The organism is Dactylosporangium maewongense, from assembly GCF_039531485.1.
GTDB lineage: Bacteria > Actinomycetota > Actinomycetes > Mycobacteriales > Micromonosporaceae > Dactylosporangium > Dactylosporangium maewongense.
Genome location: NZ_BAAAQD010000042.1, coordinates 1 through 15,119 on the forward strand (window position 1 = coordinate 1; position 15,119 = coordinate 15,119).

General features: G+C 69.8%; 12 protein-coding genes. 4 read left to right on the plus strand and 8 right to left on the minus strand.

Translation table 11 applies throughout. The annotated features are described in order from the left end of the window. The 3 genes from ABD332_RS53960 to ABD332_RS53970 form a co-directional block, all read left to right on the plus strand. On the plus strand, positions 1-1,215 hold a 1,215-nt coding region (locus ABD332_RS53960; RefSeq protein ID WP_344513891.1), incomplete at its 5' end, for a sodium:solute symporter family transporter. After that, positions 1,212-1,790, plus strand: coding sequence for a SigE family RNA polymerase sigma factor (locus tag ABD332_RS53965; protein WP_344513893.1), 579 nt, complete (start codon positions 1,212-1,214; stop codon positions 1,788-1,790). The genes ABD332_RS53960 and ABD332_RS53965, both read left to right, overlap by 4 nt. After that, on the plus strand, positions 1,787-2,131 hold the full coding sequence (locus ABD332_RS53970; protein ID WP_344513895.1) for a hypothetical protein: 345 nt from the start codon (positions 1,787-1,789) through the stop codon (positions 2,129-2,131). The genes ABD332_RS53965 and ABD332_RS53970 overlap by 4 nt, the downstream gene beginning before the upstream one ends. A 38-nt stretch (positions 2,132-2,169) precedes the next feature. Here the strand turns inward: ABD332_RS53970 and ABD332_RS53975 are convergent, their stop codons facing one another. The 4 genes from ABD332_RS53975 to ABD332_RS53990 form a co-directional block, all read right to left on the minus strand. Next, complete coding sequence (locus ABD332_RS53975) at positions 2,170-3,042, minus strand: carbohydrate ABC transporter permease (RefSeq protein WP_344513897.1); 873 nt, start codon at positions 3,040-3,042, stop codon at positions 2,170-2,172. Further along, positions 3,039-3,950 (minus strand): carbohydrate ABC transporter permease, encoded by a 912-nt coding sequence (locus ABD332_RS53980; RefSeq protein WP_344513899.1) that lies wholly within the window; start codon positions 3,948-3,950, stop codon positions 3,039-3,041. The genes ABD332_RS53975 and ABD332_RS53980 overlap by 4 nt, the downstream gene beginning before the upstream one ends. After that, positions 3,950-5,236 carry an ABC transporter substrate-binding protein gene (locus ABD332_RS53985; RefSeq protein ID WP_344513901.1) on the minus strand — a complete coding sequence of 429 codons (1,287 nt, stop codon included), beginning with the start codon at positions 5,234-5,236 and terminating at the stop codon, positions 3,950-3,952. The genes ABD332_RS53980 and ABD332_RS53985 overlap by 1 nt, the downstream gene beginning before the upstream one ends. 240 nt (positions 5,237-5,476) lie before the next feature. Continuing rightward, on the minus strand, positions 5,477-6,580 hold the full coding sequence (locus ABD332_RS53990) for an LCP family protein (protein WP_344513903.1): 1,104 nt from the start codon (positions 6,578-6,580) through the stop codon (positions 5,477-5,479). A 374-nt stretch (positions 6,581-6,954) separates the two neighbouring features. On the opposite strand from ABD332_RS53990, the gene ABD332_RS53995 reads away from it, so the two are divergent. Next, positions 6,955-8,520: a DUF2142 domain-containing protein gene (locus ABD332_RS53995; protein ID WP_344513905.1), complete on the plus strand. Its 1,566-nt coding sequence runs from the start codon at positions 6,955-6,957 to the stop codon at positions 8,518-8,520. Positions 8,521-8,779: 259 nt separating this feature from the next. Here ABD332_RS53995 and ABD332_RS54000 read toward each other — a convergent pair whose 3' ends face one another. From ABD332_RS54000 to ABD332_RS54015, 4 genes are all read right to left on the minus strand, one after another. Continuing rightward, on the minus strand, positions 8,780-11,161 hold the full coding sequence (locus ABD332_RS54000) for a galactose-binding domain-containing protein (RefSeq protein WP_344513907.1): 2,382 nt from the start codon (positions 11,159-11,161) through the stop codon (positions 8,780-8,782). A gap of 385 nt (positions 11,162-11,546) precedes the next feature. After that, the gene (locus ABD332_RS54005) at positions 11,547-11,849 is read right to left on the minus strand and encodes a hypothetical protein (RefSeq protein ID WP_344513909.1); all 303 of its coding nucleotides are present in this window, start codon (positions 11,847-11,849) and stop codon (positions 11,547-11,549) included. A 236-nt stretch (positions 11,850-12,085) separates the two neighbouring features. Further along, positions 12,086-13,723, minus strand: coding sequence for a glycosyl hydrolase family 8 (locus tag ABD332_RS54010; RefSeq protein WP_344513911.1), 1,638 nt, complete (start codon positions 13,721-13,723; stop codon positions 12,086-12,088). A gap of 11 nt (positions 13,724-13,734) precedes the next feature. Further along, positions 13,735-15,111: a CBM35 domain-containing protein gene (locus ABD332_RS54015; protein ID WP_344513912.1), complete on the minus strand. Its 1,377-nt coding sequence runs from the start codon at positions 15,109-15,111 to the stop codon at positions 13,735-13,737. Positions 15,112-15,119: the final 8 nt, after the last annotated feature.

Sequence of the window (15,119 nt, forward strand, 5' to 3'; positions counted from 1 at the left end):
GTCGCGAAGGACAACGGCCATACGACGGTGGCCGACTACGTGCGAGCCCGGTACGACTCACCGCTGCTCGCGCTCGCCGTGGCGCTCACCGGAATCCTCGCCACCATGCCGTACATCGCCCTGCAACTCCTCGGCATCCGGGCGATCCTGGCCGCCGGCGGCCTCTACCCCACCGACGGGATCGCGGGCGACCTCACGCTGGTCGCGGTGTTCGCGGTGCTGGCCGGCGCCACGTACCGCAACGGGCTGCGCGCACCGACCGTCATTTCCCTGGCCAAGGGGGTCCTGATCGGCACCACGGTCGTCGGCATCGTCGTACTCGTGCTCAACCGGCTCGGCGGGCCGCAGGCGACGTTCCGAGCCGCCGAGGACGCCATCACCGCACGCGGCGTACCGGAGACCTCCTTGACGCTCACCCCCTCGCTCTACACCGCCTACGCCACGCTGGCGCTCGGCTCCGCGCTCGCGCTGCTCATGTATCCGCACGTACTGACCGCGTCCTTCGCCGCGTCCAGCGGCGACCGGCTCCGCAAGGCGATCATCGGGTTACCGGCATGGACCGCGGTGCTGGGGCTCTTCGCGCTGCTCGGCGTCGCCGCGCTTGCCGCGGGCGTAGAGGCCCGGCCCGGCAACGCCGAGGCGGCCGTGCCGCTGATGGTGCGGGAGCTGACCTCACCGGTCGCCGCTGGGCTCGTGTTCGGCGCGCTCGCGGTGGCGGTGCTGGTGCCCGCCGCGGTGATGTCGATCGGCGCGGCCACACTGTTCGTCCGCAACGTCTACGTCGAGTACTTCCACCCGACCGCGACACCGAAGCACCAGGCCCAGGTCGCCCGCGCGGTGTCGCTGGTGGCGAAGTTCGGGGCGCTGGCGTTCATCTTCGGCCTACCGGACCAGGACGCGATCAACCTGCAGCTGCTCGGCGGGGTGTGGATCCTGCAGACGTTTCCCACGGTGGCACTCGGGCTGTTCACCAGTTGGCCGCACCGCGGCGCGCTGCTCGTCGGCTGGCTCGTCGGCATGGTCGCGGGGACCGCGCTGGTCGCCTCCGGCGGCTTCTCCTCCGTCGTCTCGTTCGCCGGTGTGCACGTGTACGTCGCGCTCGCCGCGCTGGTGCTCAACCTCGCGGTCGCTGCCGCGCTGACCCCGGCGCTGGACCGGCTCGGCGTGGCCCGCGAGCTCGGCGACGGTACCGCCACCGGGGTGGTGGTCCCATGACGCAGCAGGTCTCGTCACGGCCGCTCGCACCGGCCGCCGACCCGGCGCCGGCCACCCTCGGCCCCACCGGGGTGAACCTCGCCGACCTGGACCGCGAGGCCGCACTGGCCAGGCTCTTCGACGCCAACCACACCCCGCTGCTGCGCTTGGCGGTGCTGCTCGGTGCGGAGGGCGAGGCCGAGGACATCGTCTCGGAGGCGTTCTACGAGTTGTACCGCCGCTGGCACCGGTTACGCAGTCACGACGCCGCGCTGAGCTACGTGCGCGCCGTCGTGTGCAACCTCGTGCGGATGCGGGTGCGCCGGCTGCAGGTGGCGCGCCGGCACGCGGAGCAGGTGATCGAGTCGGTCGGGTCGGCCGAGGCCGAGGTGCTGCTGCGCGACGACCAGCGCGCCCTGGTGGAGGCGATCAAGCAATTGCCGGCCCGGCAGCGGGAAGCGCTGGTCCTGCGGTACTGGCTGGATCTGCGAGAATCGGAGATAGCCGCGGCGATGGGTATCTCGGCCGGCGCGGTCAAGTCACACACGTCGCGAGGTATGGCCACGCTCACGCGGTTACTGGAGGAGCGGAGATGAGTGGCGTTCCATCCGGCCAGGTACCAGGCCAGGCACCCGCAACCGGTTCGGCCGCGGGCTCGGGGGTCGCCGAGGAACAGCTCCGCGACGTGTTCGACGCGCTCGCCACCTCGGTCCACGGCGCGTCGAACCGCTACCCGGCCGCTCTGGCCGGCTGGAGGCGCCGGGAACGGCGGCGGCGGATCGTGCTGGCGATCCTCGCCGCGGTGATCTTCGCGGTGGCCGACATCATCGGCCTGTGGGCGCTCAGCCGCGCTGACGTCAACATCCACATCATCTTCGATGACCGGCCGGGCAGCAGCACCGAGGCGCCGAGGAGCGGCATCGGGCCGCCGCCGTAGCCGCCACCGTAGCCGCCACTGGCGGCGTTCCGCCGTGGTCAGCCCACGGTCACCGCGCCCGCGGTGAACCCCGCGACGAACCGCTTGAGCAACAGGTTGAAGACCACCGCGACGGGCACCGCGACGAGCACGACGGCGCCCTGCAGGGACTGCCAGTAGAACAGGTCGCCGCGGATCAGCTCGGTGGGGATCCCGGTCGAGACGACCTTCCCGGCGGTGGGAGAGACGAACGCGATCGCGTACAGGTACTCGCTCGCGCACAGGACGAAGCTGAGTACGACGACCGCGACCACCCCGGGCACCGCCAGCGGCAGCGCGACCCGGCGAAAGGCGGCGAACCGGGTACAGCCGTCGACCAGTGCCTGCTCCTCGACCTGCAGCGGGATGGCGCTGAAGAAGCCCATCATCAGCCAGACCGACACCGGGACGGTCAGTGTCGGGTAGACCAGCACCAGGGCCCAGTCCGAGTCCTGCAGGCCGACGGCGGCGACAAGCCGCGACAGCGGCAGGAACAGCACACTCGGCGGGACGAGATAGCACAGGAAGATCGCCATGCCGAGCCGGCCGGCCCATGGCCGCCGCAGCCGCGCCAGCGCGTAGCCGGCCGGCGTGGCGAGCAGGAGGGTGGCCACGACCACCGCCGCGCCGATCCACAGCGTGTTCCAGGCGAACGTCGGGAAGGCCGTGTGCCGCCACAGGTACGCAAGGTGGTCGGCGGTCGGTGGGGCGTTGAACCACAAGGGACTGTGCGCCGGGTCGTACAGGTCCCGGTTGAGCTTCACAGCGGTGATCATGCTCCACAGGAAAGGCCCCGCGCCCAGCAACGCGGCCGCGTATGCCGCCGCGTGCACAGCCACGCCACCCAGCCGTTGCCGCCGCCGCGCCCGCTCGGCGCGCCGCACGGGGATCACCGGGCCACCATCCGGCGCACCAGGCCGAGGATCGTCAGCGTCGCGGCCAGCAGCACCGGCAGCAGGAACAGGGCCACCGCAGCGCCCTGGCCGACATCACCGCCGTCGATGCCCCGGCGGAACGCCAGCGTGGCGAGCACCTCCGTGGCATGGGTCGGCCCACCGTTGGTCAGCACCCGCACCACCGCCATGTCGCTGAACGTGAGGACCGCGCAGAACAGGCCCGCGACCGCGACGATCGGGGCCGTCAACGGCACCGTCATGAACCGGGTCTGCAGCCAGCGGCCAGCACCGTCGACGCGAGCGGCCTCGTAGATGTTGCGGGGGATCGCCACGAGCCCGGCCATGATGATGACGGCAGTGAGCGGGGTGAGCCGCCACGCCTGCACCGCCACGACCGATGCCATGGCCGTCGAAGGCCGGCCGAGCCAGTTGACGCTCTCCCCCGCGCCGAGCAGACCGAGCTGCCGACCGGTCCAGTCCAGCGGCGAGTAGACCGAATCGAGCATCCACAGCCACGCGACCGATGACACGGTGACCGGGGTGACCCAGGGCAGTAGCACGCACAGCCGCACCAGCCAACGTCCGTACACCCGGGCCAACATCAGCCGGGCCACCACGTTCCCGCCGACCACCGCCAGCGACGTGGTCGCCGCGGTGATGATGCACGTGTTGAGCAACGCCCGCCAGAACACCGGGTCGCCCAGCACACGTTCGATGCCGGCCAGGCCGGCCCAGTCGAAGGTCGGATCGGCGACGGTCACGTCCGACACGGCGAACGCGACGGCCAGCACCACCGGCCCGAGGATCAGGGCGGCGACGTAGGCGACGGTCGGCACGACGAACAGCGATGCCAGCGCGCGATCGCGGGCGCTGCGCCCGCGCGTCGGGAAGGCGTGGTTTCCCATCAGGCCACCAGTCCCCTGGCCCGCCATTTGGCGTAGACGGACCGGACCTGCGCCGCGGCGTCGGCGACCGCGACCGCGGCGCTGACCTCGCCGCGCGCCGCGCGGGCGAACATGTCTGGGATGACGAAGCTGCTGGCGACCTCCCCGACGGCGGCGTTGGCCGTGCCGGGATGGCCCAGGTCGGCGCTCCACCGGGCGGCGTCGACGAGCAGCTCGAGCTTGCCGGGCGGGTCGGCGCGGAACGGGTCGCGCCGCAGCCAGGTCGCGAGCTCCGGGGTACGGCCGGGCCAGGCGCACAGGTCGTACAGCATCGACGAGTAGGTGGCGGCGGCAAAGTTCGCGGTGTAGTGCAACAGGAACTCCTGTCCGGCGGCGGCCCCGGTGGCGTACTTCGGGATGACCCAGTTGTGCACGAGGTGGTGCGCGGCCGTGGCGCCCGCCGGGCCGGCCAACGCCGGCACGAAGTCGATGTCAGCCGCGACGGCCGGAGTGGAGCGCTGCGCGGTCCGCCAGGCAGAGATCGAGTTGCAGATGTAGGACAACTTGCCGGCGACCAGCCCCTGGTTGTTGGAGCTGGGGATCCACGAGAAGACCTCGTCGGTCATGGCCTCGCGGTACAGCCTGGTCATGAACTCCACTGCCGCCACGGCCTCGGGCGCCTCGAGCGTGACCCGCCCCTCGGCGTCCTGAATGGACGATCCGAACGACCACAGCAGGGAGCGGCCGACCATGTTCGAATCGAGCTCCTGTGACATGCCGAGCCCGAGCTGAACGCCGGTGGCGCGGCGGATCTCGGCCCCGCCGCGCAGCAGTTCGTCCCAGCTCGAGGGGCCGTCGGGCAGGCCGATCTTCGACCACATCGAACGCCGGTAGTTCCCGGGATCCGGCACCCAGCCCGGCGCGTAGGCGAAGTACCGGTTCGTCGCCGGGTTGAAGCTCGACCGCCGGCACAGTTCCAGCTGCGGACCCCACCGCCGGTTGGCCTCCCGGACGAGGTCGGTGAGGTCCAGCACCGCCGGTTCGAACTGCGGCAGCGGCGCCACGTACTGGATGAGGTCGTGCCCCCGACCGGCGTAGATCTCGGCCGCCACCCGGGTCGTGATCTGGCCCAGGTCGATGTGGTCGACGGTGACGTCGACGCCGACCTGGCTGGCCCACCGACGGACGAAACCGTCGAACCAGCGGTCGTACGTCGGCACGAAATGGCTCCAGGCGAGGATCCGCAGCGCCCCGGAAAGCTTGGCCGTCGGCGACGTGAACTGCTCCGCCGGCCCGCCCGCGAGCACACCAGCGCCAAAGGCATCGTCATCTTCATGAGCACAGCCAGCGGCCAGCGCCACGCCGGCGACCGCCGCGCCGCCGACGAACCGGCGCCGACTCAGCCGCGCGGACAGCAGGTTGGATGAGAGCACACACTACGGTTGCCGCAGCGGCCGAATCGTTTACCAGCCGGGCCACTCAGGTTTCGTCCTCACGAATGCACGCCGCGATCCGGCTGTCCCGCTGACCTTCACGACGCCGGCCGGTCAGCCGCCGGCGACCAGTTTGGGGTGGGCGGCGAGGAAGCCCTTGACCCGGTCGGTGCGGACGGCGGTGAGCAGGTTGATGGTGGTCTGGTCGAGGTCTTCGGCGGTGCCGTTGCCGGGCGACTGGTTGAACGTGCCCTCGTTCGACTTGATGGTGACCACGTCGTCGCCGCTCACGCCGCGCATGGCGTACGCCCAGTCGGCCAGGTCGATGCCACCGCTGTCGATGGTGATCGCCTTGCCGGCGACCTCGATGACCTTGTTGAACCGCACCGGGTTGGTGAGCACGTCCTTGCTGAGCATCTTCTTGAAGACGGCCTTGATGAACTGTTGCTGGTGGCGTTGCCGGTCGTAGTCGCCGTTGGGCAGGGTCTCGCGTTGCCGGACGTAGTCGAGGGCCTGCCACGGTTCGAGGTGCTGGTAGCCGACGTGGTAGACCACCGGGGTCACGCCCGGAACCGGGTCCAGGCCCTGACCGCCGTCGTCTCTGGTGTACTGCCGGAACGGGACCTCGGTCCCGCCCGTGCTGTTGTGACCGATGCTCACGGACGTGGTCTCCTGGTCCACGTACATGTCGACCCCACCGAGCACGTTGACGACCTGTTGGAAGCCGGTGAAGTCGACGATCCCCGCACCGTCGAACGTCACCCCGCACAGCTTCCTGATCGTCAGGGCGAGCAGCTCGACGGCATGGCTGCGGGCGGCCGGCCCGGTGAGGCCGTTGCCACCGTAGGCGAACGCGGCGTTGACCTTGTCGTCGCCGCCCGGGTACCGCCTGGCCCCGTTGTCGTACGGCGGGATCTCGACCCAGGTGTCCCGAGGAATCGAGACCATGAACGCGGCGTCATACGTCGCCGGGATGTGCAGGATGATGATCGAGTCGGAGCGTACGGGTTCGCGAGGGTCCTGGCCGGGGCGGGCGTCGACACCGATGAGCAGGATGTTCTTCGCCCCTGTGACCGACGCGTGGCCGGGCTGCTGAGCCCAGCTGCCGGTGTCGCCGAGCAGGTTCTGCTCGACGACGCCGCGCGTCGCGTACGACAGCAGGGCCTCCTTCGCCACGAGCACCGCGCCGGCCAGCACGACCAGGGTCGTGCCGAGCACGATGCACCACCGCGCCCACGACGGAGCCTTGGGCCGTGCGCGCTGGTTCCGGTCGCTCGGCACGGTTGCCCGGCCGCACGCGCGCTGGTTCCGGTCGCTCGGCACGGTTGCCCGGCCGCGCGCGCGGCCGGGCCGGTCGTTCACCGGATCACCGGACCGGTGCGGTTCATCCGGAGAGGTCACCGGGCCGGCTCCTGTTCACGAGTACGTCGGACAGGAGAAACCTATGGACCAGGTGGACCTGCGGCCGTGGCGTCCTGCGACATCAACCCCGTCTTTCACCCCCTACGAACCCGGTGCCCGGGTACGAATGGGCCGATCGCAACACGCGTCCGTCACTCACGGGGATCCCATGTCGGAACTTCCTGCCCTCCATGCGGCGCGGTAGCGTCGCGGGGGCCGCGCCGCGGTGGTGGCTCTACCTGCCGGCGTTCTTCCTGATCGCAGCGGGGTGGGCGCTCGCGCTGCCGGTCAACGGCACGTACGACGAGAAGGACCACATCGCCCGTGCGTACGCCGTGACCACCGGACAGCTCACCACCCACCGCACGGTCGTCGACCGGCGCGACGACCGCAAGCCCGCGTTCCTGGTGCCGGCGAGCCTGATGCCCAGCAACAGCAACGTCGACTGCGCCTGGGCGCCCCGCCCGGCGCGCCCGGCCGACTGCCAGCGCTGGACCACCGACCGGGCCCGCGTCCTCACCCCGAGCGGGGCGGCCAGGTACAGCCCGGTCTACTACCTGCTCGTCGGTGCGCCGCTGGTGATCGCGCCCGACCGGACCGGCATCCTGCTCGCCCGGCTCATCTCGGCGCTGGCCGCGGCCGCGCTCCTGGCCGGAGCGGCCGGTGCCGCGCTGCGGCTCGGCAGCCGGCTGCTCGCGCTCGGTGTCGTGCTCACCGCGACGCCGATGGCGGCGAACCTGGCCGGCTCGGTCAACCCGAACGGCCTCGAGATCGCCGCGGGCGTTGCCGTCTGCTGCGGGCTGCTCGCCCTGCTACGCGCACCCGACGCACTGCTCGGCGACCGCGCCGTGCGCCGCCTGCTCGTGCTGGTCGGGGTCGGTTCGCTGGCGCTGCTCACCGTCCGCCAACTCGGGCCCGCGCTGCTGACGCTCATCGTGACGGCATGCGTGGCACTGGCCCGCCCCGGCCGCATCGCCCAGCTGTGGCGGCGCCGCGAGACGCGCTGGATCGTCGCCGGCTCGTGGTCGCTCGGTCTGGCCGGCTCGCTCGGCTGGATGGCGTACTCCGACGTGGCCGGCGTCGCCGCGGTCGTCCGCGACGCCCAGCACCTCGCCCCGCCGGAGCTCGCGCAGGCCCTGGCCACCCGGCGCATCCCGTTCTATCTCAGGCAGGCCGTCGGCCAGTTCGACTACGGCGAGACCAAGCCACCACTGGTGGTCACCGCGGCGTGGTACCTGCTGCTGGTCGCCGTGGTCGTGCCGAGCCTGATCCACGGCGGCCGCCGGCTCACCCTCATCGCCACCACACTCGGCGCCGCCTGCCTCGGCCTGCTCCTCACCCTGGAACTGCACTATCTACCGATCATCGGCTGGTTCGCGCAAGGCCGGTACGCGATGCCGGCAGCCACCGCAGTGGTGCTGTGCGCCGCCTGCGCCCCGCAATTCGAACGCCGCCTCGCCTCGCAGCACCGGCTACGCCCCTACTGCACCGTCCTGACCTTCACAGCCGCAGCCCTGCACGTGTACCTGCTGGCGTTCGTGATGACGCGTTTCCGGTCCGGCCCGGCCGCGCGCCTCGACCCGTTCACGGGCGCCTGGCAGCCACCGGTCGGCGCACTGCCGCCGCTGCTGGCGGTGCTGGCCGGCGGCACGATCCTCGCGGTGCTGGCCGCAGCGACGACCGGCGACAGCACGCGTGGTCCCGTCCACACACCGTCAGAACAGCACGCGTTGCCTTCCATGCCGAACGTCCAGTGACACGCCGCCCCCGCCAGGCACGGCGTCACGCCGGGACCGCGGAGCCCTACGGCTACGCCGCCTCGGCCTGGTTGCCGAACCGACCGGCGACGACGCGGCGGGCCGCAGTTGCGGCCGTCACCTCTGCCTCAAGCGCTTATACCTTCCCGAGCGGGGCAGGTCGCACATCGACCGGTGATGGGCCGGGCCCGGTACGGACCCGGCCCAAGGACAACCAGGCCATGGAACGTGAAGAGCGCAGCGCCCGTGCGCGCCGGCGTCAGGAGGCGTACACCTCGAACTCGGAGACCTGGCTGGCGGGCCAGCCGGTGTTGGCGGTGAAGTTGAGCCGGACGTAGCGGGTGGCGGTGGCGGTGAATGTGATGGTGGTGGTGTTGGCGCTCGGGCTGAAGGTGTAGCCGGCGGACGCTTTGAGCGTGGTGAAGTTCGCGCCGTCCGTGCTGCCCGTCACCGAGAGTGTCTGGGTACGCGCACCCCACGACGCCGGCAATTTCAGCACGATCCGCCCGATCGAGGTCGCCGAGCCGAGGTCGACCTGCAACCACTGCGGGAAGGCGTTGTTCGCAGACTCCCAGTAGGTGTCCTGGTTGCCGTCGACGGTGTTGCCGGAGCCGTAGACCTGCGTGTGGCTGCTCTCCGATGTGGACTTCCCGCGGGCCAGGTTGGTGTTGGGTGCCGGGTCGGTCGTGACGGTGACGCCGTTCGAGGCGGCAGAGGTGTTGCCTGCCGCGTCCTGGGCGGTGACGGTGAAGGTGTACGACGTCGACGGGTTCAGACCGGTGACGGTGAACGACGTGGCGGCGGTCGTCCCGACGACGGCACTGCCCTGGCGTACCTGGTAGCCGGTGACGCCGGCATTGTCGGTGGAGGCCGTCCAGGACAGCGAGACGCTGCTGGAGGTCTTCCCGGTCGAGGTGAGGTTGGCGGGCGTAGTTGGCGGCTGGGTGTCGCCGCCGGTCGCCGGGCCATAGACTTCCAGCTCCGACAGCTGCCCGGCGGGCCAGCCGGTATTGGCGGTGAAGTTGACCCGGACGTAGCGGGCGTTGGCCTGGGCGAAGTTGAGGGTGGCCGTGTTGGCGCTGCCCGAGTTGAAGCCGACACCACCGGAGTTCACCACGGTGGTGAACCCGCCGCCGTCGACGCTCGTCTGCACCGACAGCGTCTGCGTGCGCGAGCCCCATGAGGCCGGCAGTTTCAGCACTGCCTTGTTCACCGCGACCACAGACCCGAGATCGACCTGCACCCATTGCGGGAAGGTGTTGTTCGCCGACTCCCAGTAACTGTCCTGAGAGCCATCGGTGGCGTTGGCCGACGCGAACGTCTGGGACTGGCTGCTTGCCTGCGTCGGCTTGAACAGCGCGAGGTTCCCGGTCGGGGGTGGTGTCGTGCCGCCGTTGGGTTGCGTCGGGCGGGTGGCGGTCAGCGGGGCCAGGCCCTTGAACATGCGCCCGCCGTCGTTGGTGATGCGCAGGTAGTAGTCCGAGGAGCAGGCCACGCCGTCGGCGTCCAGCGCCGGGTGGCCGAAGTTCGTCGGCTGCATCGAGGCGTTCTCGGCGGTCTTGGCGATCTGGTTGCCCTCGTTGAACTCGTCGAACATCGACACGTACAGGGCCTGCGCGCCGAGGCGGGTCATGTTGTAGATGTGGTGCCAGTAGAAGTCGCCGTGTGCGCGGGCGCCGGAGGACAGGTCGCCGGGCATGACGCAGGGCTGGTAGTCGATGCCGCGGGCGTTACAGTCGGCCTGGTCACCGACGTTGACGTTGGCGTAGTACGAGTCCAGCTCGGCGATGGTGCGGGCCCGGAAGACCATCCACGGCGAGATCATGTTGAAGGCGTGGTACACGTCGAGGAACCCCGGCCGGGAGTCGTTGACGCCGGTGCGCCACCAGGTCGGCACGCCGCCGATGACATAGCAGCCCTGTGCCTTGAACCAGTTCACCACGTCCAGGCAGGGGGCGGGCGTGAACGGGCGGGAGGGTTCGCTGAACCCGAAGCCCCAGATGCACACGACTGGCTTGCCGTTCTGGCGCGCGTACGCCGGTGAGGACGTGTACGCCGACATCTTGTTGGTCCAGTCGGTCTTGATCTCCGACTGCATGTTGGTCCAGTCGGTGACGTCGTACATGATGTAGAACTTGCGACCGTACGCCTCGGCCGCGCTGCGCACCTTGGCCGTCATCGCGTCACGGATCGGGCCCTCGCCGCCGTTGGGGTTGAAGCGCTGCAACGCGGCGGTGTCGCAGCCGTAGTCGCGCATCCACTTGAAGTGCGTGTCGACCGTCTGCTGGTCGTAGGAGGAGAACAGCTGGGCGGGCTGTCCGTTGCCGAGGTTGGCGTAGGCGGTGGTGTAGCCCTTGGTGAACTCTCGCATGTCGGGCCACGACAAGATCGTCGTGTTGGACGGCGACGGCGGCGTGCTGTTGTTCTGGCTCCAGTGCCACCACGCGTTGATCGGCGAGCCGTCGCCGATGCAGGCGAACCAGCCCTGGTAACCGACGGTGATCTTGCCGACCACGTCACCGGGTGGGCTCGCCGCGAACGCCGCCGTCGTCCACGCGGAGACCAGCTCGCCGGTGGAGACCGCGGCGAGGGCGGTGCCGGACGCGACCGAGGCGACGAACTTCCGACGTGAGATTGACATATGGACACTCCCCTCTCATCTACCTGGCCGGTCATACTTGCACCCGCCGACACATCTCTGCAATAGTTCTATTAAACGACCGTAATAACTTGATGATATGGCGCAAACCTGCACGTGAAGGATGGAGGTAGCCGCGAGGATCAGGCACGCCATGCCGAGTGAGGCAGTGCGGTTACGCTGCCGGCGCACGCCTGGATGTCACGCGTAGTGATTGCCGAGGCAACTCTCAAGCCGTACCGCTGCGGAGGACAACAGCACGCCGTGACGGTGTGCATCCCGCCGTCACAAATCTGGCCGGGCACCCGCCTGACCCACTCGCGTAGCTCGAACTTGCATCGACAGGCTCGCCTGCAAGAATTTGCACTCACCGCGCGTGGACATGACACTATGCGGTCGTCGTTCGTAGGCCACCGGCCTGACCGACACCCCTGGTTGAGGCGAAGGGCCTCACCAAGGTCCATCCCCACGCGGCTCCACCGCCGAGTTCCGCGCCGTCGACGGCATCGACCTTGAAGTTGCCGATGATGCCCATGCCCGCGGTGCCGGCGGCGAAGGTGGAGACGGACTTGCCGCCGGTCAGGTCGACGCACTGCTGCGCCTTGTCGCCGACGGTCACCGTCTTGATGAGGTCGGCCGGCAGCTCACCCTTGGCCTCCCAGGCGTCGAGGTCTTTGGTGACGTCGGCCATCCCGCCGGCGGCGACGTAGCCGGCGAGGTCGGTGCTGCCGAACTCGGTGACGTCGGGGGCGCTGGCGGGGTCGTTGAGGCGCCCTTGAACTTGGCTGCGCGGGCCGCCGCGTCGGTGGCGAGGTAGCTGACGTCGACGGTGACGCCTTTGTGCACGGCCGTGAACTCGGCCACGGCCTCGTTGACGAGCGGACGGGCCCGGTGCCCGCTGGGGACACCGGGCCCGGCCGTGTGCGGTCAGGGCGCCCAGAAGTTGCCGCTGGCGACGATCATCACCTGCAACTGGATGCTCGTCGAGTAGTAGTCGTTGCTGGTGAACGAGGTGTTGACCATCTTGGTCCACAGCGCGTCCAGCCAGGCCTGGCCGCCGGGGTCGGTGAGCGCCGCCACCGCGAAGGGTGCGAAGAACGCCGGCTCGCTGCCCGACGAGATCGCCGATCCACTCAGCGAGTAACCGACCGCGATACTGTTCGGGTTGCCGCCGGTCTTGCCGCGCACCCAGGTGTTGAGCTTGCGGGCGGAGGCGAGCGACGCGGCGTCGCCGCTGGTCACCGCGTCCGCGCCGATCCGCCATGGGGTGCGGCACGAGTTCCAGAAGTACTTGCCGTCGTTCGGGTCCTCGAGCACCTCGCCGGGCGCGGGCTTCGGTGTGGTGTTGGTGTTCACCACGAAGTCCGGCAACAGCCCGGTGCCCGACGCGTACTGGGCCTGCAGGTTGGTGATGAGGTTCTGGTGCGCGGTGCGGATCGTGTCCCACGCCGTGTCGCCCGTGGCAGCCCTGAACGCGCGGAAGTGGTCGATCATGAAGTCGGACGGCCGGGTGGTCCAGTAGAGGCTGTCGCCCGGGGTGCTCCAGTCGCCGAGGAGCAGCAGGTGTGTCGTGGGGTTGACCTCGTTGGCCTTGATCGCGTTGATGTGCCTGATGGCCAGTTGCTTGTAGTTGTACGTTCCGGCGCTGCCCCACTGCTTGTCGGCGAGCAGCAGCCCATACGCGACATCGAGGTCACCGTCGGTGGCCGAGTCGGAACCGTTGACGCTCTTGCAGGCCGTGTCCTGCTCGGCCGCCAGCAGATCCGGATTGTGTACGGAGGGATGCGCCAGCATGTACTTGACCATCCCGTCGAACACGGTCTTCGCGTTCGCGTCGGCGCCGGCCATGGTGGCCACGATCACCATGCCGTAGCCCTGCGCCTCGGCGACGTACGGGTGATCGGCGTCCGGTGAGATGATCTCGTACCAGCCGTTGCCGCAGTTCTGCTTGACGAACGCGGCCTTCCACTTGTTGTAGTAGGTGACGACGGCCTGGTCCAGGGTCGACTGTGAGCCGGTCGGCTTCAGCGTGCCGGCCTGGTACGGGAAGAGGTGGCTGCCGAAGGGCACCGCCGGTCCGGTCGGCGGGGTGGTGCCCGCGTCGACGCTGAGCCAGTCGACGTTGGGACCGCCGTTCGCCGTCGTGGCCGTCGCCCGGATCGTGTTGGTCCCGGCGTTCAGGGTCGCCGTGATCGTCTTGCTCTGCCAGGTGTCCCAGTTCGTGGTGCTGCCGAACGCCGTGGCCGCCGCGACGACCGTGCCGTTGACGGCGATGTCCATCGGCCGGTTGGTGGTGGTGCCGTTGGCGTAGCGCAGGACGATCGTGGCGGCACCGGCCGTGGCGGCGGTCACCGACCACTGCACCGACGAGCCGACGACGTTGTCATAGTTGACGAATCCGGTTCCGCTGAATCCGGTGTGGTTCGACTCGACCACGCCTTGCGAGATCGTGGCCGATTCCGCCTCGTAGCGGGTCGCGGCCGCTGCCGCCGGCGTCGCCGGCGACGTCAGCGCCGCCACGACCCCGAGCACCACTATCGGCAGACCGAGCTGCTTGCGTCTCATGGGCTTCCTTCTCAGCCGGTGTACTGGACGAAGATCTTGGTGTACGCGTATGCCGCCTGCGGGACGCCGCTGCACGAATCGGCGTCGGAGCCGCTGCCACAGGCCCGGTCGCGGTTGACCGACCAGAACGTCAGGCGCGCCAGGTGGTGCTGTTGTGCGTACGCCAGGATCGTCTGGAAGTCGGCGAGCGTGACCGTCTCGTCGGACTCGTCGGTCACGCCGTTCATCGACGAGATGCCGATCCTCGTGTAGGCCACCGCGTCGCTGTAGCCGTAGGCGTTCTTGACGGCGTTCTTCAGGCCGTTGGCGGCGCTGACCGACGCGGCGCCCATCGTGCCGCTGTGCCCGCCGAAGTCGAACGGCATGATGGTCCAGCCGTCGTTGCTCAGGCCGGCCGCCGCGCCCTTGTTGATGAGATCGACGCCGTCGGAGTCCGGCCCGGTCGGGGTCGTGCCGAACGTGACGAACGTCTTGATGCCTGGGTTGTTCGTCTTGATGGTCTTCAGGGCGGAGATGACCCGCTGCCGGACGGTGGCGTTGGAGAACTCGGTCGCCTCGATGTCGATGTCGATCGCCTTGAGCCCGTAGGCGTTGATGACCTTCTGGTACGCGCTGGCGAGCGCGGATGCCGACGAGCACTTCTCGCCGAGCTTGTTGCCGCTCCAGCCGCCGAAGGAGACGATGACGTCCCCGCCGGCGCCGCGGATGGCGTTGATCTTCGCCTGATCGTCGCCGCCGGTCAGCGGCCGCGAGCCGTCCCACAGCGGGTTGCATCCGCCGTCGGAGAGCATGAAGGCGAGCGTGAAGAACTTGATGCCGGTCGCCGACATCACCGACGTCGGGCTCTGTGGGTTGCCCCAGCCGAAGTACTCGTACGGCGCGACCGCCATGCTCGGGCCGGTGGTGCCGCCCTCGACGACGGTGAGCTTGTCGACGTTCGGGCCGCCGCCGGCCGTGGTCGCGGTGGCCCGCACCGTGTTGGCGCCGGCGTTCAGCGTCGCGGTGAGCGACGTCTCCTGCCACGTGGTCCAGGCGCCGGTGCCGTTGAACGCGACGCCGGACGCGACGGTCGTGCCGTTCACCGCGATGTCCATCGGGCGGTTGGTGACCGCACCGTTGGCGAATTTGATGCTGAGCGTCGCGCTGCCGGTCGCCGCGGCGGTCACCGACCACTGCACGGACGAGCCGGTGGCGTTGTCGTAGTTGACGAATCCGGTGCCGGTGTAGCCGGCGTGGTTGGACTCCACCGCGCCATTCGTGATCGTCGCGTTCTCCGCCTGGTAGGCGGTGGTCGTGGCGGCCTGGGCGACACCGGTCGGCAGGCCGATCGCCGCCAGTGCCGCCACCACGCCCGCCGCCAGCGCGGCGCGCCGTCTGTTGAGTCGCATCGTTCCTC

Bases quoted from the DNA above. Each gene is read 5' to 3' on its own strand.
- ABD332_RS54000 (WP_344513907.1), bottom strand. From the start codon at position 11,161: ATGTCAATCTCACGTCGGAAGTTCGTCGCCTCGGTCGCGTCCGGCACC.
- ABD332_RS54010 (WP_344513911.1), bottom strand. From the start codon at position 13,723: ATGAGACGCAAGCAGCTCGGTCTGCCGATAGTGGTGCTCGGGGTCGTG.
- ABD332_RS54015 (WP_344513912.1), bottom strand. From the start codon at position 15,111: ATGCGACTCAACAGACGGCGCGCCGCGCTGGCGGCGGGCGTGGTGGCG.
- ABD332_RS53995 (WP_344513905.1), top strand. From the start codon at position 6,955: ATGCGGCGCGGTAGCGTCGCGGGGGCCGCGCCGCGGTGGTGGCTCTAC.
- ABD332_RS54005 (WP_344513909.1), bottom strand. From the start codon at position 11,849: ATGGCCGACGTCACCAAAGACCTCGACGCCTGGGAGGCCAAGGGTGAG.
- ABD332_RS53965 (WP_344513893.1), top strand. From the start codon at position 1,212: ATGACGCAGCAGGTCTCGTCACGGCCGCTCGCACCGGCCGCCGACCCG.
- ABD332_RS53970 (WP_344513895.1), top strand. From the start codon at position 1,787: ATGAGTGGCGTTCCATCCGGCCAGGTACCAGGCCAGGCACCCGCAACC.
- ABD332_RS53980 (WP_344513899.1), bottom strand. From the start codon at position 3,950: ATGGGAAACCACGCCTTCCCGACGCGCGGGCGCAGCGCCCGCGATCGC.